At 41.5% G+C, this 23964-nt stretch carries 15 protein-coding genes; 12 read left to right on the forward strand and 3 right to left on the reverse strand.

Annotated features, from left to right (window positions below; translation table 11 throughout):
- Window positions 1-160 precede the first annotated feature (160 nt).
- The 5 genes from C1G49_RS11505 (at window position 161) to tpx (ending at window position 6214) form a co-directional block, all read left to right on the forward strand.
- Entirely contained in the window at window positions 161-340 is a 180-nt protein-coding gene (locus C1G49_RS11505) for a PhrA family quorum-sensing system peptide (RefSeq protein WP_419153288.1), read from the forward strand.
- 97 nt (window positions 341-437) lie between these two features.
- A complete protein-coding gene (gene lanKC / locus C1G49_RS04600; protein WP_105124792.1) occupies window positions 438-2909 on the forward strand; it encodes a class III lanthionine synthetase LanKC in 2472 nt (823 codons plus the stop codon).
- Between the two features lie 82 nt (window positions 2910-2991).
- Window positions 2992-3144, forward strand: coding sequence for a class III lanthipeptide (locus tag C1G49_RS11070; RefSeq protein ID WP_161942083.1), 153 nt, complete (start codon window positions 2992-2994; stop codon window positions 3142-3144).
- Window positions 3145-3225: 81 nt separating this feature from the next.
- Window positions 3226-4851, forward strand: a complete 1626-nt coding sequence (locus tag C1G49_RS04605; protein WP_105124793.1) for an ABC transporter transmembrane domain-containing protein — start codon at window positions 3226-3228, stop codon at window positions 4849-4851.
- 877 nt (window positions 4852-5728) lie between these two features.
- The gene (gene tpx / locus C1G49_RS04615) at window positions 5729-6214 is read left to right on the forward strand and encodes a thiol peroxidase (protein WP_105124794.1); all 486 of its coding nucleotides are present in this window, start codon (window positions 5729-5731) and stop codon (window positions 6212-6214) included.
- A 68-nt stretch (window positions 6215-6282) separates the two neighbouring features.
- On the opposite strand, the gene C1G49_RS04620 is transcribed toward tpx, so the two are convergent.
- Genes C1G49_RS04620 through C1G49_RS04630 form a run of 3 tightly spaced genes read right to left on the reverse strand, consistent with a single transcriptional unit; the run spans window position 6283 to window position 9257 of the window.
- Window positions 6283-7164: a hypothetical protein gene (locus C1G49_RS04620; protein ID WP_105124795.1), complete on the reverse strand. Its 882-nt coding sequence runs from the start codon at window positions 7162-7164 to the stop codon at window positions 6283-6285.
- 12 nt (window positions 7165-7176) lie between these two features.
- Window positions 7177-8037: an ABC transporter ATP-binding protein gene (locus tag C1G49_RS04625; protein ID WP_105124796.1), complete on the reverse strand. Its 861-nt coding sequence runs from the start codon at window positions 8035-8037 to the stop codon at window positions 7177-7179.
- 2 nt (window positions 8038-8039) lie between these two features.
- Window positions 8040-9257, reverse strand: coding sequence for a hypothetical protein (locus tag C1G49_RS04630; protein ID WP_105124797.1), 1218 nt, complete (start codon window positions 9255-9257; stop codon window positions 8040-8042).
- 166 nt (window positions 9258-9423) lie between these two features.
- Between C1G49_RS04630 and C1G49_RS04635 the strand changes: the two genes are divergently transcribed.
- The 7 genes from C1G49_RS04635 (at window position 9424) to C1G49_RS04665 (ending at window position 23958) form a co-directional block, all read left to right on the forward strand.
- Window positions 9424-9759: a helicase BlpT gene (locus tag C1G49_RS04635; RefSeq protein WP_105124798.1), complete on the forward strand. Its 336-nt coding sequence runs from the start codon at window positions 9424-9426 to the stop codon at window positions 9757-9759.
- A gap of 67 nt (window positions 9760-9826) precedes the next feature.
- Window positions 9827-10528: an ABC transporter ATP-binding protein gene (locus tag C1G49_RS04640; RefSeq protein ID WP_105124799.1), complete on the forward strand. Its 702-nt coding sequence runs from the start codon at window positions 9827-9829 to the stop codon at window positions 10526-10528.
- A gap of 11 nt (window positions 10529-10539) precedes the next feature.
- A complete protein-coding gene (locus C1G49_RS04645) occupies window positions 10540-13905 on the forward strand; it encodes an FtsX-like permease family protein (RefSeq protein WP_105124834.1) in 3366 nt (1121 codons plus the stop codon).
- Window positions 13906-14133: 228 nt separating this feature from the next.
- Window positions 14134-14880: a lysophospholipid acyltransferase family protein gene (locus C1G49_RS04650; RefSeq protein ID WP_105124800.1), complete on the forward strand. Its 747-nt coding sequence runs from the start codon at window positions 14134-14136 to the stop codon at window positions 14878-14880.
- Between the two features lie 66 nt (window positions 14881-14946).
- Complete coding sequence (locus C1G49_RS04655) at window positions 14947-15606, forward strand: helix-hairpin-helix domain-containing protein (protein WP_105124801.1); 660 nt, start codon at window positions 14947-14949, stop codon at window positions 15604-15606.
- Window positions 15590-17827, forward strand: coding sequence for a DNA internalization-related competence protein ComEC/Rec2 (locus C1G49_RS04660; RefSeq protein WP_105124802.1), 2238 nt, complete (start codon window positions 15590-15592; stop codon window positions 17825-17827). The genes C1G49_RS04655 and C1G49_RS04660 overlap by 17 nt, the downstream gene beginning before the upstream one ends.
- Window positions 17828-17997: 170 nt before the next feature.
- Window positions 17998-23958, forward strand: coding sequence for a ZmpA/ZmpB/ZmpC family metallo-endopeptidase (locus C1G49_RS04665; RefSeq protein ID WP_105124803.1), 5961 nt, complete (start codon window positions 17998-18000; stop codon window positions 23956-23958).
- The last annotated feature ends 6 nt before the right edge of the window (window positions 23959-23964 follow it).

The raw sequence follows: 23964 nt of genomic DNA on the forward strand, positions 1-23964 counted from the left end.
TAATTATATTTCTTTTAGTTCAAAATGGCAAGTTACAAGAATAAAAAATTACATATTGTGATAAAAAAAAAAAAAAGTTCAAAAAACAATAAAAATACTTGACTAAATAAAATATATATTTTAGAATTAAGGTAAGGAAAAAGAAAGGGGTTTCATTAAGATGAAGAAAAATCGTGGTGTTCATGCGTTGCTAGCATTTTTGTTATTAGGGAGCATTGTTTTAAACAATTCTGTTACTTGCAGACAGTCGATTCCCCTAAAATGTTTAAATCATAGATATGAAGTACAGGTGAGAACACAGAATAATTCTGGAGGGCTTGATGTGGGGAAAGCAGACTAGGTTGCAAAGTGACATATTGCAGTAGATTATTAGTGACAGTCTAAACAGTTTGTTTGATGTCAGTTTCTCAATTTTATTTTTTTATAGTGAGGTTTCTATGGAAAATTTAATGAGATATTTAGTTGATAACTCAGATTTTTTTGAAGATTCTTTTGAAAAACTAGAGGAATCTGATATGTTCATAATTGATGACATTCCATCTGATTATGAAGTTATAGTAAGTAAAGATAAAGTTTGGTGTTATTATCAAAATAAGCAAGATGATGTGCCAATACAAGGTTGGAAACTCCATGTTAGTTCAAAAAAAGAGGATGCTTCTCAGGTTTTAGAGGATGTTGCTAAAATATTATTTGATTTAAAAATCTCGTTTAAACATATATATACAAAACCTCAGTTTATAGCAATGCATTCGAAAAACGCTGATAGAAGAACTTCAGGGAAGTTCATTACAATTTATCCTCCGGATAAATTTTTGGAATTGGTACTTGAAAGATTATATGAGAAACTAAAAAAATATAACCAGGCTACATATATATTAACAGACAGGAGATATTTGGATTCTAATATCTATTTTCGGTATGGTGCATTTCAAGAGATGTTATCTAATGGAGTTCTATGTCTTTTTGATAATTCAGGAAATCTGATTCCAGATAAAAGAGAACCATTTTTCAGTATACCTAATTTTGTAGATGTTCCGGATTGTTTGAAATCTAGCGTTAATGTGATATCTTGCGATGAAGATAGTAATGGTCTAGATAACTATGAGATTACAGAGTCGCTTAAATATACAACTTCTGGAGGTATCTATTTAGCAAAAAATATTTCTGATGGCAGAAGAGTAGTAATAAAGGAGGCAAGGGCAAACGTAGGGTTTGATGCCGACGATAAATCAGCAATTACTCGCTTACGTCAAGAATATAACGTATTAAATAAATTAAGAGAAAATGATGCGGTTGTAAATGTTATTGAATACTTTAAAGTATGGGAAAATGAATACCTAGTTGAAGAGTTTGTTGACGGAATGACATTAGCAAATTGGCTTGCGAAAAATTATCCTTTTGTAATTTCGAGTGACGATGATGTCAATGAATATCTGGTAAAGTTGAAGACTATTATTGATCAAATAGAAGAAATTATGGAAGATATTCACTCCAAAGGAATAGGTATGTCCGATTTACAGCCTAATAATATTATGGTTGACATACATTTAGTCTGTAAAGTAATCGATTTTGAGACAGCGGGTGATTTATATGAGGAATATACTGGATTAGCCACTAAGGGATTTTCTGGGTATAAATTTGATAGAAAAAGCAATGATGAGTCTGCTTTGTTAAATTTAGTAAAGTATTTATTGCTTCCAATTTCTTCTGTATCGGATTTAGATAAAAAACTAGTACCTATTCAAGAAAACTATATATTTTACCGATTTGGACGAGAGAAAATAATTGAAAAATTTCCAAAATACTTTAATAATGATACTATAAAGGAGCCTAAAGTATGTAATGATTTATTACATATTAAACAAGGGTTAATAAAGGGATTGAAAGAAAATGTTATTTTAACTAATTTATTCTCGTATGGTGATTTAAATTCATACTTAACTGTCGGTGGGACTATAAATTATTTAAATGGTGCATTTGGTATGATTTATGCCTTATATAGAGCCGGAGAGGATCTTTCAAGCTATAAAATTTGGATTGCAAATCAAAAAGAGCGTTTCAAAGAATGTGATTTTGGACTATTATCTGGGCAATTGGGAATAATAAATGTACTGTATATTATTGGAGAAGTGGAGTTGGCTGACGAACTGCTGGAATTTTATTGTTCGAAATTTAGTTTACAGCATTTCACAAATATATCAGTTAGATCCGGCTTATCAGGGGTAATTCTAGGTCTATTAAGTTTAGTATACTTGGGAGTTGCTGAAGACAATCATAAAATACTATCTATGGTAGAAGACATTATCAAGAAAATAGAGAGTGACTTTGATTTCGATTATGAAAAAAAAGATTTTTTGGATGGGCTATCTGGCTATATTTTTGCCTTACTAGTATATTATAAATTAACAAGTAAAGAAGAAATCTATGATTTAGCAGTATCTCATCTGGACAAAGTTCATGGGTGTATTAATATTTCAGAAAAAAGTAGTGTTGTTCAACTTGTAACAAGTGACGGAAGATTGATGCCGTATTTGGGAAATGGAATCATCGGTGTCTCACTTGTTTGGTATTATATGAAATATAAGCTAAATAAAAATTACATTCAGTATTTTGATGAATTGAGCAATAATAGAAGCTTAGGATTGTTTTATGATTCTGGGTTGCTTACAGGAGCTTTTAGTCAAGTTATATTAGAATCTATTCTGGGTTCGGATGATTTGAGCAATCCTCACTTAATGCGGTTATTGAATTTATATTTGATAAAAAACGATAGTCAATTATTTTTACCTGGACAATTATCAATGCGCCGCTCATGTGATGTGCAGTCGGGAAATGCAGGTGCAATTTTGTCTATTCAATCTTTGTTATCAAAGGATCCCTTGCTATGGTTGCCACTAAAGATAGCTTAGGATACTAATATGTAAATACTTTTTATATTAGAATTTTAGAATTTATAATATTTTTAGGATTTACTAGAAAGGAGATACAACCATGGAAACTAAAACAAATTCAATGGATAAGGTTTTGGGTTTACAGACTCTTCCATCTACACAGGTTGAAGCAGCCGCTGTAGCTACCACGGTTACCATTACAATTATTACTAGCGCTTGGTCAACAGTGAGTAATCATTGTAAAAAATGGTAGTTTAGTTGATTGACAAAGGAGGTCTGGGATGATAATTGTGGCTAGTTATCCTGGACTTTCTGTTTTATTGGAGAACTTTCGATGACAGTTATAAAAAAGTTATATGTTTTCATACACGAAGAGTATAAAAAATTTGTTTTATACGCTATTTGCTTGTTCATAGCATTTTCATTGGAAATGGCATTTCCTGTATTAACAGGTGAGTTTATGAATAATTTAGTTTCTAAAAAATCGAATTCTCTAAATTTTGTATTGCTAAGTATTGCAATAGTTGGTCTAGCAAATCAATCAATATCTCCAATTGTAAAATATTTAGGTTTAATTTTTTCTGAATTAATTAATCAAAAAAAAAGGTTTCAGTTCATTAAGATACTCAGAAACATTTCTTATAAAGACTTATCAAAAATTTCAGCAGGTTCAATCACTCAGCGATTTAATTTGGATTTGACACAAGTATCGTCGTTTTTGTTGAATAATTTATTTACCACTATATTTAAATTTTTTCAAACAGTAATCATTATAATATACATATATGTATCGGATGTTTCTTTAGGCTTTTTGACCGTTGCTGCACTTCTAATATACTCTATTGTTTACTATATATTTAAAAGCAAAGTTTATTTGATGGGAGATAGAGTTAAAGAATCAACTTCAAACTTTTATGGAGATTTTTATTCTCAAGTTGCTAACTTAGACTACATAGTTCACCAAGGCTATTATGAAGTAGAGAACGAACGATTTGTAAAGGGATTCAATAATTATTTTTCGATCTTAAAAAGATTCATGAATATTACAAATTTACAGAGTTTTCTTCAAGGAGTGATTGCATTAATATTAAATGTAATTATGTTTAGAGTAGTTGCTTTGCATATTTTTAGTGGTACAATGGATATTGGCAAAGTGACTATTCTTATGTCGTATTTTTCTTTAGTTCTTGGTAATACAGAGTACTTTTTTGATTTTGGTAACTCCTATCAATTGACAAAAGCCTCAATAGAAAATATTTCTTTGTTACTAGGCATTGAACAATCTTTAGATGGAACAGATGCATTTGAAGAGGAAATTCATGAAATTTATGGAAACTTAACTTATGCTTACGATGAAATTTTATATGAAGATTTTTTTATTCACTTTGAAAGAGGTAAAAGTTATTCAATAGTTGGACAGAATGGTTCAGGAAAAAGTACATTATATAAACTTCTATCTGGGATAATACATTGTAGTAAAAATATGATTTACTATAATGGTAAATCTTTAAGCCTAATTGATAGTGTAAATTTAAGACAAAAAAAATATTTCTTTGTTACGCAAAGGCCGTATCTGATGGATTTATCTATAAAGAATTATTTTAAGGAATATTTCGATATTAGTGAAAAAGACTTTTTGGAAAATATTTTGTCTAAAAATATGTTATTAAACCATGATATTTCTTCTTTTCTAGATAGTAAGTGGGATATACCACAAGACAATTTATCCGGCGGTGATTTACAGACAGCAGCAATAATTGCTAGTTTTATATCTGGAAAAGATGTTCTGGTCTATGATGAACCTACTTCAAATTTAGATAGTATTAGAAAGGATTGGTTTCTAAATTCCATAAAGTTTTTGAAGAAAAGAAGTATTGTTATGCTAATATCTCATGATGATGAGGTGATTAAAAGCTGTGATCAAATAATTCAAATTAAGGAGGTAAATAAAAATGCTTGAGAATCTATTAAAGGAAATTAATCCATTCTATTCTGAACCAATTATAAATCATATAATATTATCAGTTAGTATCATTGTTGCAGGTATGTTTCTATTGAGTTATGTTATAAAAAAAATCAATTCAAGTTTAAAAATAAATTTTAGAAACGTTGAATATGTAATTAGTGAGTACAGTTTGAAATACTTAATTGTAATTTCTGGAGTAGTATTATATACCTTCCTATCTTTAGAGGTTCTTAGTAATATTTTGGTCAAGTCTACCTATTACCTGGGGAGAATTTGTTTAATCCTAATTTCGCTTTTGTCGTTATGGTATATCTTAAAAAATAATAGACTTTTAAATAAAGAGTGAATTTAATTTTTAAAATGTGTAATTTTATCCCTATATTTCTGGCTCTATAATTTCTGCAATAGGTACTCCCAGCGCAGAGATAATAGAGCTTTTTGAGTATACAAATTGAATGTACAAAGTAACCGCCCAATATACTTTGTTATTAAGCGTTTACATTGTGATTGGCCAAAGAGGGATAAATTTTTTCAATCAATTACCTAGTCTGAATAAGCGACTTGTTGTGTTTAATAGAGAAAGTACCTCCTCTTAGCATTGTCAGAACGGTGCATCCAATGCGACGAATGACAACATGTTTGATTGGTGGGTATGAGGACGCTTGGAAGATGAAAAGAGCCTGAAAATATAAATACCAGTCAAAAAACTGGTATTTTTGCTTATAAACGCTTACAATAAATATATTCTACTCTTCGAAAATCAAAATTATCCGTTGTCAACTCGCCTTGATGAACTCCAGTTCTATCTTCGGCTTCGTTTCCTAGACTACTTTTGATTTTCATTGAGTAATAAGTGCAAGGGAGATGTTTTATGACAACCTTTATTGGAAAACCAGTGACCTTGGTAGGTCCACGTTTGCAAGTGGGAGATACTGCCCCTGATTTTGTGCTCATGGCCAATGACTTGAGCCTGAAAAGCCTGAAAGACTTTGGCAAGCAGACCAAGGTTATCAGTGTGGTGCCTTCTATTGACACAGGGATTTGCGATACCCAAACCCGTCGCTTCAATCAGGAACTGGCTGACCGTGACAATACTGTTGTTGTGACTGTCTCAGCAGACCTGCCTTTTGCCCAAAAACGCTGGTGTGGGGCCGCAGGTTTGGAAGATGCAGTGACCCTGTCTGATTACTATGACCATGCCTTTGGTAAATCCTACGGTGTGCTCATGCGAGAGTGGAATTTGCTGGCACGTGCGGTCTTTGTCCTCAATGCCGACAATGAAATCACCTATGTAGAATACCTGGATAATGTCAACGAACACCCAGACTATGATGCGGCTTTGGAGGCTGTTAAATAAAAGAATATAACGGTGTCTGAACAGGCATCGTTTTTTTGCCAGCAAAAAGCCACCATTTTCGAGGTGGCCTATTTTCTCTTATATGTTTGTAGGACTTTAGCCGTTGCTAATCGGATAAAGGTCAGATAGAAACCTGTCATTCCAGCCATTACCAGCAGGAGTTTCTGTAATTGTTCCCTGATAGATATGGTAGATAGAGTATTTGTGCCGACTAGTAGAGGATAGTCTTCTTGGAAGGTAAATTGGAACTGATGTGCCAATAGAAGTAGCATGAACAGGATGAGGGCATAGATAGCAACTTGTAGGAGAAGAGCAAGTTGGGTCAGGCTAGTGGCATATTGACCAGGGGATAGTCCGTTGATAAAGAGGAGACCACGATGTTTGGAAAGGTCAGTCATCAGGAGCCAGGCTAAGAGACAGCAGATGACAAGGGGGATTATATAGTTGCTAGCTGGCAGAACCTGTAACAAGGTCAGATAGATATCCTTGGGTGCAGTAGGGTAGTGAAAGCTAAGGCTTTGCTCTAGTACTTTTTTATAGACTGTGATACGTTCTGCCAGTTCGCTGTTTGTAAAATGATTGATATTGTGCCCGTTTGCCTCCCAGTTTTGCATGGTCTGGTAGAGTTCTAACTCCGTTTCCAAGACCTCCTGACTTTTTCCTTGGATATGTTCCTTTTCTAAGTAGGTGGTCGCTAGTTCTAAGAGTTTTTTATAATAATCCATACTTTCCTGGTCTAAGGCTTGAGCTTCCTTATCGTCAGTATACAAGAAGGTTTCAGCTTCTTTTTTGACTTGTATGATACGGGTTCGATCCTCAAAGCGCAGGTTTTCGGCTTCTAGGACATTCCGATAGGACAGAGCAAGTGGGATAAGAGCCACAGCGGTCATGAGGGCTAGAAAAAGAGCATTGCGTTTCAGTCGTAGAATGAAAAGGGACAATAGATTCATGGTCAAGCCTCCCTATTCAAATAGTTCTTTATAGATTTCTTCGGACTGGTGTTCCTGAATGCTAATATCCAGAATTTCCACCTGACAAGCCATAAGTTGATCAAGGTAGAAATGCAGACTGTGAACACTGGTGTCTAGCTGAATGCTATCATTGGCCAAAGTCAGTCCCTTCATTTGCCCAAGTTTCTGATACACTGTCTGATTGTCACTAGTCTGAACGGCATATTGTCGCCCAACCTGTTCCAGTTTTCGCTCGATGATTTTTCCTTGTTTGAGAAAGAGCAGTTGGTCGGTTAGTTGATCCACTTCGTTTAACTGGTGGGAAGACACGATAATGGTTGAGCCATTCTTTGCTAGTTTTTGGAGCAATTTTCGGGTCTGGATGTAGCTGGTCGGGTCCAGTCCGTTCAAGGGTTCATCCAAGAGCATGACCTGGGGCTTGTTCATAATACCGATAGCCAGCAGGAGATGTTGTTTCATTCCCAGTGAATAATTTTTGACAGGGATTTTCACATAATCACGGATACCGATTTCTTGAATGACTTCCTCAATCCGCTCTTTGGGTAACCCTTGGATAGTTTGGACCAATCGCAAGTGTTCCAGCCCTGTCAATTCAGGGTAGAGGACCCGGTTGTCCTGCAGGTAGGAAAAGGTTTGGTAGACATTTGGATTATCGTGCTTCTTGCCGTTTATAGAAATCTCTCCCGAATCAAAGGTTTGCAGGTTGGCAATGCAGTCTAGGAGGGTTGTCTTTCCAGCTCCATTTGGTCCAATCAGGGCCCAGATTCCAGGATCCACCAGTTCTAGGTTTAGCTGGTCAAGTATCTTCTTTTTCCCGTAGGATTTGCACAAATTGTGAATAGATAATCGCATGGTTAGACCTCACTTTTTCTTGTCAGGAGATAGAATTGCAGGCAATAGATGAGCAGGTTACTGATGAGAAGAACCGTAAAGACTTTTGGAATGCTGTATCCTGTTAATTGATGGTAGATGATGGCACTTCCGTCTGCCAGATTGCCTGCATTCCATAGGCTAAATGGATTGAAGATATGGGGAAAGAAGTTGGCAGAGATGACAAGTCCTAGTGTGACCACTAGTCCAGCCAGTCCATTTTTTAAGACTCTAGCCAAGGTCTGTGCCACTCCCAGCAGAAATAGAAGGTAGAGATAGTGCATGCCACAGGCCAGCAAGATGACTTGATATATAGGTTTAATGGTTGTGGTGATAAAACTGTAAGCCAGTCCCCTACTGCTATAGGTGGTTACAGGATAGATCCAGCTACTATTGCCATTTAGCAAAAATGCGATGAGAAAATGGCTCAGATAGAGAGTGAGAAAGAGGGTGGTATATAGTGTCAGGTAGGCTAGGTATTTATTGGTTGTAATTCGAATTCTAGTCAGCCCCAGGGTCTGTAAAAGGCGAATCTGCCGGCTAGTTCCCTGCTGGTCTTTGATGAAAAAATTGGTGAAAGTTAAGAGAAAGAGAGGAAGGGTGATGACCAGGCCTAGCTGTTTTTGACCCTGCCAGATTTCATGACTGGTTCCCTTTAAGGCCTGCTGGCCCAGGCTCTTGACGATTTCTCTATCTGTTGGTGTTTGGGGATTCTCAAAGGCTGTTAGGTAAAGCTCAGTTGGAAAGGCTGAGGGTATCTCTTTTTCTAGCAGATACTTGGAAATCATGAAGGTATTTTCGATGGTTTGTGGAGCAAATTCATAACTTTGATAGACATGGCTGATATACTGTCCATCCTTCTGATAGTGCTGGATATTTTTCTCATAAAAATAGATCCAGTCCTCCTTCTTGACCGCCTCAATCTCCTTTTGGTAGTTGGCAATATAGTCTGTAAAAAATGTTTGTTCAGCCTGGTAATCCTCTTCACTGAGAGTTTGAGTCTGATACTGTGTTTCTAAATCTTGTATGATATTTTCAAAATTTTGGATAGACTCTTCATAGTGTTGGATGACCTTTAATTTGGCCTGCCGATTGTGATAACCTGCTAGTAAGGAACTAGCTAGGATTGCAAACAGCATGACCAAGATAGCGAACAAGTTTTTCTTGCTACGGAAAAATAGCTTTCCTTCAATTTGAAACATAGATACCTCCAGGGGAGAAAGGGAAAATGTTGCTATTGAGTAATTGTGTATTATCTCTCATAATTATAATATCAATATAGATATAAATCAAGGAAATACACAAATAACTTGAATATTTTTGTCTAATTTGATATACTAAATTTATCAAAAACAAGGAGGGTTTTGTATGGAAAAGACACAGATTATTCAGGACGTTTTGGCCCACATTCAAGACTTGGATCGGACCTTTCAAGCAGATAAAGTAGGAACAGTTGATGAGCAACGGTTCCAGCATAATCTGACACAGACGACACGCCTATTGTCGGAGGCCAAGTCGGTCACCAATACAGAACTGATTGCGATTGAGAAATTTTATCGTTCGACTAGTTTCCTAGTTGGATTAGGGGACCTGCGATTGAGTGAAACCAGCAGGCAGGCTTGGCGGGCATTTGATCGCTATTACTACCAGACCATCAGAGAAGAACTCAAACTCTATGGCGGCTCTGCTATTGCCCAAGTGTAAAAGATAAAGGAGAGGGTGAAAACCCTCTCTTTATGTTATAATATTACTAAGAAAAGCGAGGTGTACCATGTCCTATATCCAAGTAATCAATTCGTCAAAATACTACCAAATGGGGGATGCGACCATTGTGGCCAATGACGGTGTGTCCTTTGAGATTGAGCAGGGTGAGTTAGTCATCATTCTGGGTTCATCTGGTGCGGGCAAATCCACTCTGCTCAATATCTTAGGTGGCATGGATAGCAATGACGAGGGGGAGGTTTGGATTGACGGTGTGGATATCGCCAAGCTGTCAAGTCATGAACTGACCAATTATCGTAGAGATGATGTAGGTTTTGTCTTTCAATTTTATAACTTGGTTGCCAATTTGACTGCCAAGGAAAATGTGGAATTAGCTGCAGAAATCGTCAAGGATGCCTTGGATGCCGAGGAGGTCTTGGAACAAGTTGGACTAGGCCATCGTATCAATAATTTCCCTGCCCAGCTTTCAGGCGGTGAGCAGCAACGGGTTGCCATTGCTCGAGCAGTTGCCAAAAAGCCAAAAATCCTGCTTTGTGATGAACCGACAGGTGCCTTGGATTACCAAACTGGCAAGCAGGTCTTGCAAATCCTGCAAGATATGTCCCGCACACAAGGGGCAACGGTGATTATCGTGACCCACAATAGCTCTCTGGCTCCTATTGCAGACAGGGTCATTCGGATGCGGGATGCCCGTGTGCATTCTGTTGAGCTGAATGCAGAACCGCAGGATATTGCTAGCCTAGAATATTAGTGGGTGATATGATGAAAAAGAAAATCTACTGGAAGGATATGAGGCAATCTCTGCTTTCTTCCAAGGGGCGTTTTTTGTCCATTTTTAGCCTGATGATGTTGGGAGCTCTAGCATTGACAGGTCTGAAAGTAACAGCTCCCAATATGGAAAAATCAGCCCAAACCTATATCGCTGACCATAGGACAATGGATTTGGCTGTCATTTCAGGTCTGGGTATCAGTCAGGCTGACCTGGACGAATTGGCATCCATTAAAGGTGCGACAGTAGAGGCTGGCCATTTTAAGGATGTAGTAGCCAAGAAAAATCAAACGGCCGTTCGGCTATTTTCAGCACCAAAATCTATTTCAACCTATAAATTGCTAGAAGGTGAATTGCCCAGTCAAAAGGGGCAAATAGCTCTGTCTCCTTCCTTACAAGAAAGCTATAAAGTAGGAGATCCATTTCAAGTAACAGAGCCTGATAAGGATGGCACCATCCTGACCCAAACGACCTTTACCGTTGTTGGTTTCGTAGCTTCGGCGGAAATTTGGGACAATGAAACCATGGGCATGGCCGCAAGTGGAGATGGTCAGTTGACAGGATATGGAGTTGTTTCGGAGGAAGTTTTTCAATCTGATGTTTATACCATAGCTAGAATTGTCTATGATGATTTGGCAAATTTGCCTTACTACAGTCAGGCCTATCAGGAGAAACTGGATCAACACCAAGAAGACCTAGAAAAGTTATTGGCAGATAATGATGAACAGCGGTTGGAAGCCATCCAAGCAGAAGGGCAAACGGAAATTTCCAAGGGAGAAGAAGACATTGCTCAAGCTCAAAGCCAGCTGGACCAAGCAGCAGAAGACCTGGCGACTGGTCAGGAGCAAGCAGCAAGCGGTCGCAGTGAATTTGCGCGTGGACGGGCAAAGCTTGTTCAGTCGGAAATGGAATTACGAGCAACTCTTGCCCAATTGCTACAAACCAAGTTTCAATTGGAAGAAAGCAGGAAAGAATTGGACAGCCAGAAAGCCAAACTGGACCAAACAAAATCCTTTTTGGACGGAAGCCACGAGGGTCTACTTGAAACTGCTCAGCGCTTGGAAAATGCCAAGCAGGAACTGGATGGGCAAAATGCCCACCTCAGTCAGACAGCTTCACAAATTTCAACTGGTCGTGCCGATTGGTACCAAAATCAACAAGGTTTAAATCAGTTGATTGCCAGTCAGGTTCAGGCTGGACAGACCTTATCTGACCATCCTGACTTATTAGCTAGACAGGAAGCCTTGGACGCAGAAAAAGCTCGCTTAGATCAACTGGAAGCTAACTATGAGCAAGCCAACCAAGCCTATATCACTCACTATGACTACTACCAATCTAAGGTTGCAGAATATGAAACAAGTCTAGCTGACTACAACATCTGGAATCAGGAATACCAGACTGGTTTGGCCCACTACCAATCAGGTTTGGGGCAGTATGAGCAAGGTCTGGCAGCCTATCAAAAGGGTGTTTCAGATTATGAGTGGGGTGTCAGTCAATTGGAATCTTCTGACTTGAAACTGCGTCAAGAAGAATTGCGATTGGAAGAAGCAGACAAGGAATTAGCTCAGGCTCAATCCCAATTATCAGAAAAACAAGCGGAAGCCAACCAAGAAATCAGCCAAGCCCAAACAGAGATTGCTCAAGCCAAATCCGACTTGAGCAAATTAGAAAAATCTCCTTATCAGATTTACAGTCGGACCAGCCTTCCTGGTGGAGATGGATACACCACCTATAGCAATGCGACCAAGTCCATTGCGGCAGTAGGCAATGTCTTTCCAGTAGTTCTCTATCTGGTCGCAGCTCTAGTTACTTTTACCACCATGGCCCGATTTGTCGATGAAGAGAGGACCCAGTCAGGACTCTTCAAGGCACTTGGCTATACCAATGGTCAGATTATGGCTAAGTTTATCCTTTATGGACTAGCAGCAGGCCTAGTTGGTACCTTTGTCGGCATATTTATGGGGAATCTTGTCCTATCGCCTATTATTTCAAGCATTATCACCCAGACGACAGTCATCGGGTCTGCCAAGCTCCACTTTTATCCACTTTGGACAGGTCTGGCCCTCTTGCTTTCTCTGATTTCATCCGTCCTCCCTGCCTATTTGGTAGCTCGGAGAGAATTGACAGAGAAGCCAGCCCAGCTTCTCCTTCCAAAACCTCCCGCTGCTGGTTCCAGTATTTGGCTGGAAAAATGGCCAGCCATCTGGTCCCGCTTGAGCTTTACCCACAAGGTGACTGCCCGCAATATCTTCCGCTACAAGCTCCGCATGCTCATGACCATCTTCGGTGTGGCAGGGACAGTCGCCCTCCTCTTTGGCGGTCTAGGCATTCGTTCCTCTATCTCAGGGGTTGTCCAACGGCAGTTTGGGGAGCTGATCCATTATGATATGTTGGTAGTGGAAAATAGCAGAGCAGGGGAGCAGGAATTAGACAAATTAACAGACTTTCTCCAGTCAAATCAAGTTGGTCAATCCTTGCCAGTGGCTTTTGAGCAACTCCGTCAAACAGTGAAAACAGGCAGCCAAAGAAAGAATGTATCAATCAGCCTCTTTATTTCAGACCGTCAGGATCTAGGAAATCTAGTCAGTCTTGAAACGTCATCTGGTCAGCCTATTCAACTGAGTGGCAGGGGTATTGTCCTCACAGAAAAACTCGCAGCTATCTACGGTGTGACAGTCGGAGACAAGCTATCGCTGACCTTGGAGGATAAGGAAGTTCAGGTCAGGGTTGCTGCTGTGGCGGATATGTATGCAGGACACTTTATCTATATGACTAGAGGCTATTATGAACAAGTGACGGGCAAGCAAAAGACTGCCAATGCCTATCTGGTGCAGTTAAAAAATGGCCAGACCAGCCATGTTCAAACGATTTCTAGCCAGCTGCTAGCCATGCCAGCGGTCAGAAGTCTGGTGCAAAACACCTCCCTCATGTCCATGCTCACTACTATTGCAGGCTCACTACAGACCATTATGACTATCTTGGTGGTCCTGTCTATCCTGCTTGGTCTAGTTATCCTCTACAACCTGACCATCATCAATATGTCAGAACGGATTCGAGAACTTTCGACCATAAAAGTTCTGGGCTTCCATAATAAGGAAGTGACCCTCTATATTTATAGGGAAACTATGGTTCTTTCCTTAATTGGTATGGGGGTTGGGCTGATTGGCGGGATCTACCTTCACAAGCTTCTTCTTGCCATGATTGGTTCGGATAGCATTCGTTTCAATCCAGCAGTCAGTCTGGAAGTTTACGTCATTCCAGTGATAGCTATTGTTGGCATTTTGGCAGCCCTTGGCATCTATGTCAACCATCATCTAAGAAAGGTGGATATGCTAGAAGCTTTGAAGTCAGTTGATTAAAACAGTCTAGGGATAGACTGTTTTAACCCGAGCCTTGAAATAGGAGAGCGAGGACAGTCTGGGAATAGACTGTTTTAACCCGAGCCAGAAAACCCGGAAGCGAGGACAGTCTTGGGATAGACTGTTTTAACCCGAGCCAGATTGGATGAGACTATAGAAGTTTGACTTAGCTCTAGGGTTATTTGCCTACTTATGCTATAATAGGAGGGATTGAAAAAGGAGAAGTTTATGTTTTATTCTTATCTACGAACGCTATTAACATTCTTGCTGTGGGCCATCAATGGTAATATTCATTACCATGACAGAGAAAATATTTTGCCACAGGAGGAAAATTATATCCTCATCGCCCCACATAAGACCTTCTGGGATCCTGTTTTTCTGGGCTATGCGGCTGCACCCAAGCAGTTTATCTTTATGGCTAAAAAAGAACTCTTCAAGGAACGTGGCTTTGGTTGGTGGATTAGCAAGTGTGGTGCCTTTCCCATTGACCGTGAAAATCCTGGCATGGCAGCCATCAAGTATCCTGTCAATATGTTGAAAAAAAGTGACCGCTCACTTGTCATGTTCCCTTCTGGTAGCCGTCATTCATCGGAACTTAAGGGAGGTGTGGCGGTCATTGCCAAGTCAGCCAAGGTCAAACTCATGCCAGCAACCTATGTGGGACCAATGACTATCAAAGGACTTTTAGCTGGTGAACGAATTGACGTGGCCTTCGGAAATCCAATCGATATTTCAGACATCAAGCGCATGGATGACGCGGGTACGGCAGAAGTGACCAGCCGTATCGAAGCGGAATTCAAGAGATTGGATAACCATGCAGCTTCTTTCCAGACCCAGAAAAAGCCAAATATCTTGACCTATATCTATCGTATTCCTGTGCTCCTACTGGTTGCCCTTGTTCTAGGTCTAACCTATGTCTTTAGCTATATCGCTAGCTTCTTCTGGCAACCAAGCACGCAGTTGGATAAAAAATAATATGATGAAACTCGCTGATGGCGGGTTTTTTGTATTTTTTACGAACTATATAGGTGGAGGTAATTTATGGATACGATTAAAACTTATATAGAAATGCTTAAAGAATACAAGTGGCAGATTGCTCTGCCCGCAGCGGCTGGTTTGCTTATGACTACATTTTTAGTATTTAGTCAACCAGCCAAGTCTGACCAGACGGGTCTGACAAACTTTCCACAGACTGAACAAACTTCTAGTAGCTCTGAGTTGGTCGAGGAAACTAGTACAGAAGTAAGTGAAGAGCCCAGCCAGCTGGTCGTTGATGTCAAAGGAGCGGTGGAAAAGCCTGGGCTATATACTTTAGAAGTAGGTAGTCGTGTCAATGACGCGGTTGAGGCAGCTGGCGGATTGACCAGTCAGGCAGAACCCAAGTCTATTAATCTGGCTCAGAAGCTCAGTGACGAGGCGGTGGTCTATGTGGCAAGTAAAGATGAACAAATCTCGATGGTGGCTAGCACGACTGCCAGCTCGGCTATTTCTCAAAAAGGAAATGAAAGCAAGGTCAATCTCAACACGGCGACCGAGGCAGACCTGCAGACCATTTCGGGCATAGGTGCCAAGCGGGCGGCGGACATTATCGCCTATCGTGAGGCCAACGGCGGTTTCAAGTCGGTAGATGACCTCAACAATGTTTCAGGCATCGGCGACAAGACCATGGAAAGCATTCGACCTTATGTCACGGTCGATTAAGCTCCCCTGCCAGCCCATCCACTTGGCCATCTTAGCGGTGGCGGTCTATTTTGCAGTCCACTCTTTTTCCCTCTTGACAATGGCCCTTCTGAGTTTGTTGTTGCTGGTCTTTGGATTTCGGCAAGGTAAGACAGTTTTTCTCAAAACGCTGCAGCTTCTAGCCCTGTTTGGCCTGTTTTTCGGATGCCAAAAGGTCCAATGGGAGCGGGCAGACCAGACAGCTCCAGGTCATGTCGACCAGATCCAGTTGCTTCCCGATACCATCAAGATAAACGGGGACAGCCTGTCCTTTCGTGGTCGGGCTGACGGACAGACCTATCAGGTTTTTTACAAATTAGCCAGTCAGGAGGAGCAGGCTTATTTTCAAAAGTTGACAGATTTGGTCCAGCTTGAAGTGGAAGCAGAAGTTAGCCTGCCAGCAGGTCAGCGGAATTTCAAGGGCTTTGATTATCAGGCCTATCTGAAAACACAGGGCATCTACCGAACAGTCAAGATTACGGCAATCAAGAAGATTGTCCCAGTCCAGTCTTGGAATGTCTTTGACTGGCTATCAAGCTGGCGGAGGCAGGCCTTGGTCTATATCAAAACCAATTTTCCAGCTCCTATGAGTCACTACATGACAGGGCTTTTGTTTGGGGAGCTAGATAGTGATTTCGACCAGATGAGCGACCTCTATTCTAGTCTAGGAATCATTCATCTCTTTGCCCTGTCTGGTATGCAGGTGGGCTTTTTCATCGACAAGTTTCGCTGGATTTTACTGCGTTTGGGCTTGACCAAGGAAACCGTAGATAAGTTGCAGATTCCCTTTTCACTTTTCTATGCTGGTTTGACAGGCTTTTCTGTGTCGGTGGTGCGGTCCTTGGTCAAAAAAATTCTGGGTAATCTAGGCTTGCGGAAGTTGGATAACTTTGCGGTGACAGTCTTTGTCTGTCTGCTGATTCTGCCCCGATTTTTACTGACAGCTGGCGGTGTCCTGACCTTTACCTATGCTTTTTTGCTGACGGTCTTTGATTTTGAAGACTTGGGGCAGGTCAAAAAGGCTGCGGTGGAGAGCCTCGGTATTTCGCTGGGAATTTTGCCGGTGCTTATGACCTATTTCTATGCCTTTCAGCCTCTATCTATCCTCTTGACCTTTGTCTTTTCCTTTGTCTTTGATGTCCTGCTTTTGCCAGGATTGTCGGTCATTTTTCTTCTATCGCCCTTGGTCAAGATTACTTGGGTCAACGGATTTTTCGTTTTTATGGAGAAAATCATTGTCTGGGTGGCGGATTTGGGCTTGCGACCTTGGATACTGGGCAAACCGTCTAGCATGGTTCTGGTATTTTTAGTGATCTGCCTTTTCTTGCTCTACGATTTCCACAGGAAGAAGAACTGGCTTCTAGGACTGAGCTTGGTCCTCGCTCTGCTATTTTTCATAACCAAACACCCGCTGGAAAACGAGGTGACGGTGGTGGACATCGGACAGGGGGACAGCATCTTTTTGCGGGATATGCGGGGGCGGACGGTTCTGATAGATGTGGGCGGACGAGTTGATTTTGCGGCCAAGGAGGAGTGGCAGGAGCGATCTTCGCAGGCAAATGCAGAGCGGACTTTGATTCCCTATCTGCATAGTCGGGGTGTGGATAGGATTGATAGTCTAGTGCTGACCCACACCGACACAGACCATGTGGGCGATGTGCTGGAAGTAGCTAAGCAGGTTCAGATTGGTCGGATTGTCGTGTCGCCGGGAAGTCTGACGGTACCTGACTTTGTAGCAACTCTGAAAAAAATCAATGTGCCTGTCCATGTGGTAAAAGTGGGCGACCGCCTGCCGATGTTTGACGCCTATCTGGAGGTCCTCTATCCAGACGGGACAGGCGACGGTGGTAATAATGATTCCATTGTTCTCTACGGCCGCTTGCTGGAAACCAATTTCCTCTTTACAGGGGACTTGGAGCAGGGGGAGTTGGACTTGATAGAAACCTATCCCAACCTGCCTGTCGATGTCCTCAAGGCTGGTCACCACGGTTCCAAAGGTTCTTCCTATCCTGAATTTTTAGACCATATCGGAGCCAAGATTGCCCTGGTATCTGCAGGAGAACACAACCGCTACAAGCATCCCCACCAAGAAACCTTGGACCGTTTTGACAGTCGGAAAATCCAAGTCTATCGCACCGACCAGCAAGGAGCCATTCGCTTCCGAGGTTGGAAGGAGTGGAAGATTGAAACGGTGAGGGAGTGATGATTGAAGAGGTTGCTTTGAAATAATGGTTTTCATTAGTTTCCTGACGGTTATCGTTGGGAAATTTTTTTGATTCTATAAGATTGCTAGCGTTTTCTTTGCATTTCACGTTTATTACTTATATAATTGTAGTAGAGTTTTTATTTGGCTCAAAAGGAGACTATATTTTAATGAATTTACATTTTTTACAAAAGAAGCACCATTTTGGCATTCGTAAGTTTTCCATTGGTGTCGTGTCAGTTGCTTTGGCCATTAGCTTTAGCGTCCTAGGAGGGCAGGTTGCGGCTGCGCAAGAGGTAAGTCAAGTGCCTACTAGTAGTCAACAAACTAGTCAGTCAGTAACAGATGAGGCAAGTCAAGAGCTGGTAACCAATGAGGTAGCTGTTCAAACTCCAGAAACCGTTGCTTCCTCACTAAACGAAGCCATACAGGAGAACCCAGCTCAAGAAAGCCAGCTTGTAGAAGTAGAACCAGCTATTCAGAAGGAAGTGGTCTCTCAAGACCTTTCAGCCCCCCAAGCAGCACTTCCAGCAGAAGCAGGGCAAGAGCAGCCTGCACTGGAGCAGGTAAATGAGAACACGCTCCCAGCAGAAAATTCTCATCAGGTTATTGAGCCAGTAGAACCAGAGTCTGTTCAAACGGTACAAGAACCAGCAGGTTCAAGGGACGAGGCTACTCAACCAGTTCAACCAACAGAAACAGCAGCAGGGGAAGTCGCTCCGACTGAACAAGCAGTAGAGGAAGTCGTTCAGCCTGTGCTACGTTCAGCACGAAGAGCACGCAGTGTGGCAGTTACTGAAGTAGCAAAACTACCATTAGATGCCCAAGGTCAGCTAATGACTTCAGTCAGTGGAGCTACTGTTCATAAATTCCAAGTACTCAATTCAGATGGTAGTAGCCAGATAGTTCCTGCGGAGTCTCAGCCAACAACAAGCCAGACCAGCGATGCAGTTGCGCAACAGGTTGCTTCACTGAAGGCTGACTTTGCTAAAGTGACCTATGATTCACTTTATCCTTACCTCAGTCATCGAGTAAGTTCTATTGTGGACAATGAGCTGGTAAAGAGCCTTAGCCAAGAAAAAGGTGGGCAAGTCCCTACCGCAGCGGAAAAGCAAACAGCCTACATGGATTTGCTGGACATGAGATCAAGCTTTGAGCGTGTTCAGACAGACTTGGAACAGATTTTAACTGGAGTATTTGAAAAGGCTGCTGCTGTGAATATTGACAGAGTAAGAGCCAAGAAGGAGCAAATTCTCACAGCCTTAAGTTACTTGGATCGCCGCTATTCATTCACATTTGGAAATTATGCAGCCAAAGATTTAATTCTCTTCCATCCTCAAGTTTTCGGAGGTAGGGGAGATACCCTTGAGAATCTCCTTGGACTTGCAAATCTGACTTATCAAGATTTGACCATGGATCAGAGTGCGAATACCTATCAGAGGAAATTAGCTCCGCTTACAAGCCAAACAGATTTGGCAGCATTTGTGGAAAAGGGAGTCAGTCTCTTTGACCCGAGCCTATCAGAGGAAGAGTGGTTTAAACAGACTACTAAAGCCCATATTGTTGAAGCAACCAATGCTTACAGCTCTGCTTCCTTGTATGAAAAAATCAAAATAGACGGTCGTTTAAAAAATCACCTTATTCCACTGTTGAGCTTATCATCAGATAGTATCTATGCAATTTCAACCTCAAATACAGTCAATTATGGCTTAAAAGAGACCTATGTAAATCCAAGCCAAGCTGGCAGTCAGCAGGATTTTCTAGCTACCTTGTCCAGATACGCAGAACACCAACAGGAATTTTTAAACTTCTGGTACCGCATGACCCAGAAGAAAGAGCAGTTGACCAACCATGCACCGATTATTGTGGTGGATAGTGTGCAAAAATACGGTCAGCCGCCTCAGAGTGCAAGTGAATTGTATTCGCCTAAATTCGGTTCTAAGGTGTTGGAGGGAGTTAGAGAGTTTATTCGTCCTTTGAATATCTACTCCAATTTTTTCCGAGCAGATGGTCAAGCCAATGGCAGTTCCAGTGTCAATCTCTACCTGAAAAAATCCCTTACTGATGATGGGCAATCTGTCTATACCCATGAATTAACGCACATACTGGATAAGACAATTTGGCTCAATGGCCACGGTAGGAGAGCAGGTCAAGGTCCAGAAGTTTATGCACGAGGGCTCTTTGAGTCAATCAATAACAGTTTAGGTACTGCCTACGATCCTGTTTTTAACCTCAATACTGCCTATACATTGACAGGCAATCGCACTCAAAACAGCCTGCCAACTCGGTTTCAAACGACTGAGGATATGAAGACTTATATGCAAGGTATCTTGGATGTTCTTTACACCCTTGACTATGCAGAGGCGCAATCTATCTTAAACCATAGCGCAGAAGACAGGGCTGTTTTGCTTAATAAAATCAGCATCATTCCAAACCCCAAAAATAATGGAAGCGGACTAGTGACAGAGAGGGTCAGCCACATTGATACCAGTCTAGCAGCCAGTCTGACCTCTATTGATGATTTTATAAATCAGAGCCTGATTTCGGCGCGCTATAAATTTGATGGAATGTATACAGTCGGAACAGCCCGAACCAATTCCTACTATACCATCCCTCTTTTTGAACCAATTTATGCCGCCCTCCAAAACAATAGTGGAAGTGTTGGCGACATTGGTTTTAAACGAAATGCCTATGAGATTTTAGGGGAATATGGCTATGAAAATGGAATGGTAGCCTATCTCTCAAACCAGTATGCCACCGACCAAGCAGCCCTTTCTGCCATCATGCCTGCATACGGTGGCGATTTATCCGCCTTCAAAAAAGCCATGTTTGCACGCCGCATCGCCAAGGTATCTGAACTAAAACCGACTAGTGTAGCCAGTGATTTTGCCACGATTCAAACCATGATGGATCAGGCTGTTGCTAAGGATTTACTTCAATTAAAAACAAATGCGAAAAACAATACCTATCTGTCACATAGAGTGACAGCAGTGAGGGATTTAAAAACAAGCCTCTACCAAGCCTATTTGCAGGACACAAATGACTTCCGTACTAGCATTTATCAGGAACAAGTAGCGCGTGATTTGTATGTAACCAATGGTGATGAGAAATCCCAAGATGGTAACGGGACCCTTGATAATCCTTATCAGAGTTTATCTTTTGCTCTTGCACAGGCAAAAAATGGGGATAGGATCAAGCTTGTTAGCAACATCATGCACCGGCAGGATAAACCTTTCCTCCTTGATAAGGCTGTCACTATTGATGGTCAAGGTCATCGCCTAAGTTTCCGCGGTCCAGATGTGGAGCTAGGGGCTGATGTGACCTTTGCGGATCTAACATTAAATATGTTAGCAGATGGTAGTAAACAACCCAATATTTATGCCAATGGCTATCACTTGACCTTAGATCAGGTATCTACAACAATGAGTCAGGCACAAAGTGACTTACGTCCCACTCTAGTTGCCGGTTCTCGTTCAGGTCAACCAGCAGGCAGTCATGGGAAAATTACCATCCTTAATGGAAATTCAGACACTCGGTTTAACACCATTTATGCTGGAAATGCTGATTCAGTAAGTAACATTCCAGTAACTATTTCTATCCTGTCGGATTTTGTTAGTGTAGACCAAGGAATCAAACTGTCAGGTGTTAATGGAGAAGTTGTGATGGAGCCAGTTTTGGTAACATCAAAGTCTAGCAGTCTGAAGTCAATTGACGGCAACGGAAGTTGGGATAATAAGGTTACGATTGATACTGCACGTGTTTATGGTCTTAACTTACAAAATATCCAAACGCTCGAATTGGTCAATCAGGCGGATGTTAGTTTAGCTAGTCAGGTATCTGAAATCTCGACTGGTGTAGAGCTAGAATCGGGTACTCAGTTGACTATTGCCAATGATCCAGTCACCTTAGGTAGCTTATCTGGTCAGGGGACAGTCATTATTCCAGTGGAATCCAGTCTTAATGTAATAGGAGATATTGAGGGAAATGTTGAGGTACTGGTTAGAGGATTTGAACAAAATCTAGCCAAGAATATAGACAAGGAATATGTCAGGGTTGAGGGAATGTTATCTCCTACAGCTCGTATTACCTTGGAGAAAGGCTATAATCGTTTTGACCTGGTCAAAGATGAAATTGTTTATCGCTTGGTAGAGCTAAAACAGCCTGTTCAAACTCATACAGTAACCTTGCACTTCACCCAGTCAGGTCAGTTGTTAAAAGCGAAACAGGTGCAAGTTGATAATGGGCAATCAATCACAGGTGTGGAGAACGATTTGCCTATAGCTACAGAGGGAACCTATCAGTTGGATCCAAACTTTGACAGAACGGTGTTGACAGCTATCACTAGCAGTAAAACGATTGAGATTCCAGTAGTCTTGGTTCTGCCAAAAGCAAGTCGCTACCAGCCTCATGTTAATGGGGAAGCCCGTGTCCTACCGACAAGCAGTGGTGAGGAAACAAAAGCTGAAATTGTGAAGCAAATCAGTCTACCAGCTGACGCAGGTCAATTTGATGTTGTAGTAGTCACTCCAATTCCACAGTCTAGTGGCGACCACTCCATGACTGTTCGGGTGATCTATGATGATCGCAGCGAAGAAGAGCTTGTAGTACCTCTTCATATCCTCACAATAGAAAATGGAGAAGTTGTCAAACACAGCTTACCAGCAGGCGTTCTTCCTAAAGCGGATCGCTACCAGCCTAACGTTAATGGGGAAGCCCGTGTCCTACCGGCAAGCAGTAGTGATGAAATAAAAGCTGAAATTGTGAAGCAAATCAGTCTACCAGCTGACGCAGGTCAATTTGATGTTGTAGTAGTCACTCCAATTCCACAGTCTAATGGCGACCACTCCATGACTGTTCGGGTGATCTATGATGATCGCAGCCAAGAAGAGCTTGTAGTACCTCTTCATATCATCACAATAAAAAATGGAGAAGTTGTCAAACACAGCTTGCCAGCAGGCGTTTTAGAACCGTTGGTTACTGCCAAAGGTAAGGGAGTTACCCATGAATTGCCGGTCGGAATTCTCCCACCTCTTGAAACGGCAAATGGAGGTGGCGTTCGTCATGAATTACCGGAAGGCGTTTTAGAACCGTTGGTTACTGCCAAAGGCAAGGGAGTTACCCATGAATTGCCGGTCGGAATTCTCCCACCTCTTGAAACGGCAAATGGAGGTGGCGTTCGTCATGAATTGCCAGCAGGTGTTTTAGAACCGTTGGTTACTGGCAAAGGCAAGGGAGTTACTCATGAATTGCCGGTCGGAATTCTTCCACCTCTTGAAACGGCAAATGGAGGAGGTGTTCGTCATGAATTACCAGCAGGCGTTTTAGAACTGTTGGTTACTGCCAAAGGCAAGGGAGTTACTCATGAATTGCCGGTCGGAATTCTTCCACCTCTTGAAACGGCAAATGGAGGAGGTGTTCGTCATGAATTACCGGAAGGCGTTTTAGAACCGTTGGTTACTGCCAAAGGCAAGGGAGTTACCCATGAATTGCCAGTCGGAATTCTCCCACCTCTTGAAACGGCAAATGGTGGAGCCTTATTGCACAGTCTTCCGACTTTCTCTGTAGACGCTATTGTCCAACTCCTGAATGCTGGTCATAAGATTTCACTTGGTCTATTAGATGGAGCAATTTGGTCTACAGGTGATGGTCTAGACCATAGTTTACCAAGTTTGGAGATTGCTAAAGGTAGTTCTGTCAATCATCAGTTACTAGAGGGAACACTTCCATTGATGGTAACTTCCAAAGGGGCAAGTATCAGCCACTTCTTGCCAGAAGGGATTTTGCCATTATTGGTGACTGCAAAAGGCAAGGGGGTTACTCATTTTATTCCAAGTGGTACCTTGCCTCTAACAGTAACAAGAAGTGAAGCTTATACTCCGGCAATGCCAGCCGCTTCATTGTTACAGCAACGGCAGAAAAATACGGAGACCAAGCCAGCTGTGTTACCGTTGGTAGCCGTACCTCAGAAGCAGGCAGACCAGTTCAGTGCCACCTTGACAAGTAGCAATTCAGCCACGTCAACTTCCAAGCGTTTACCTGAAACGGGGGAGAGAAACAATCTAAGTCTTCTAGGATTCTTACTTGCATCTTTAGGCTTTAGTTTCTGGATTGGTCGCAAAAAAGCTGAATAAAGCGGA

It is taken from the genome of Streptococcus suis, from assembly GCF_002960625.1.
GTDB lineage: Bacteria > Bacillota > Bacilli > Lactobacillales > Streptococcaceae > Streptococcus > Streptococcus suis_T.

Bases quoted from the DNA above. Each gene is read 5' to 3' on its own strand.
- C1G49_RS04625 (WP_105124796.1), bottom strand. From the start codon at position 8,037: ATGCGATTATCTATTCACAATTTGTGCAAATCCTACGGGAAAAAGAAG.
- C1G49_RS04620 (WP_105124795.1), bottom strand. From the start codon at position 7,164: ATGAATCTATTGTCCCTTTTCATTCTACGACTGAAACGCAATGCTCTT.
- C1G49_RS04640 (WP_105124799.1), top strand. From the start codon at position 9,827: ATGTCCTATATCCAAGTAATCAATTCGTCAAAATACTACCAAATGGGG.
- lanKC (WP_105124792.1), top strand. From the start codon at position 438: ATGGAAAATTTAATGAGATATTTAGTTGATAACTCAGATTTTTTTGAA.
- C1G49_RS04635 (WP_105124798.1), top strand. From the start codon at position 9,424: ATGGAAAAGACACAGATTATTCAGGACGTTTTGGCCCACATTCAAGAC.
- C1G49_RS04645 (WP_105124834.1), top strand. From the start codon at position 10,540: ATGAAAAAGAAAATCTACTGGAAGGATATGAGGCAATCTCTGCTTTCT.
- C1G49_RS04605 (WP_105124793.1), top strand. From the start codon at position 3,226: ATGACAGTTATAAAAAAGTTATATGTTTTCATACACGAAGAGTATAAA.
- tpx (WP_105124794.1), top strand. From the start codon at position 5,729: ATGACAACCTTTATTGGAAAACCAGTGACCTTGGTAGGTCCACGTTTG.
- C1G49_RS04650 (WP_105124800.1), top strand. From the start codon at position 14,134: ATGTTTTATTCTTATCTACGAACGCTATTAACATTCTTGCTGTGGGCC.
- C1G49_RS04630 (WP_105124797.1), bottom strand. From the start codon at position 9,257: ATGTTTCAAATTGAAGGAAAGCTATTTTTCCGTAGCAAGAAAAACTTG.
- C1G49_RS04655 (WP_105124801.1), top strand. From the start codon at position 14,947: ATGGATACGATTAAAACTTATATAGAAATGCTTAAAGAATACAAGTGG.
- C1G49_RS11505 (WP_419153288.1), top strand. From the start codon at position 161: ATGAAGAAAAATCGTGGTGTTCATGCGTTGCTAGCATTTTTGTTATTA.
- C1G49_RS04660 (WP_105124802.1), top strand. From the start codon at position 15,590: ATGTCACGGTCGATTAAGCTCCCCTGCCAGCCCATCCACTTGGCCATC.
- C1G49_RS11070 (WP_161942083.1), top strand. From the start codon at position 2,992: ATGGAAACTAAAACAAATTCAATGGATAAGGTTTTGGGTTTACAGACT.
- C1G49_RS04665 (WP_105124803.1), top strand. From the start codon at position 17,998: ATGAATTTACATTTTTTACAAAAGAAGCACCATTTTGGCATTCGTAAG.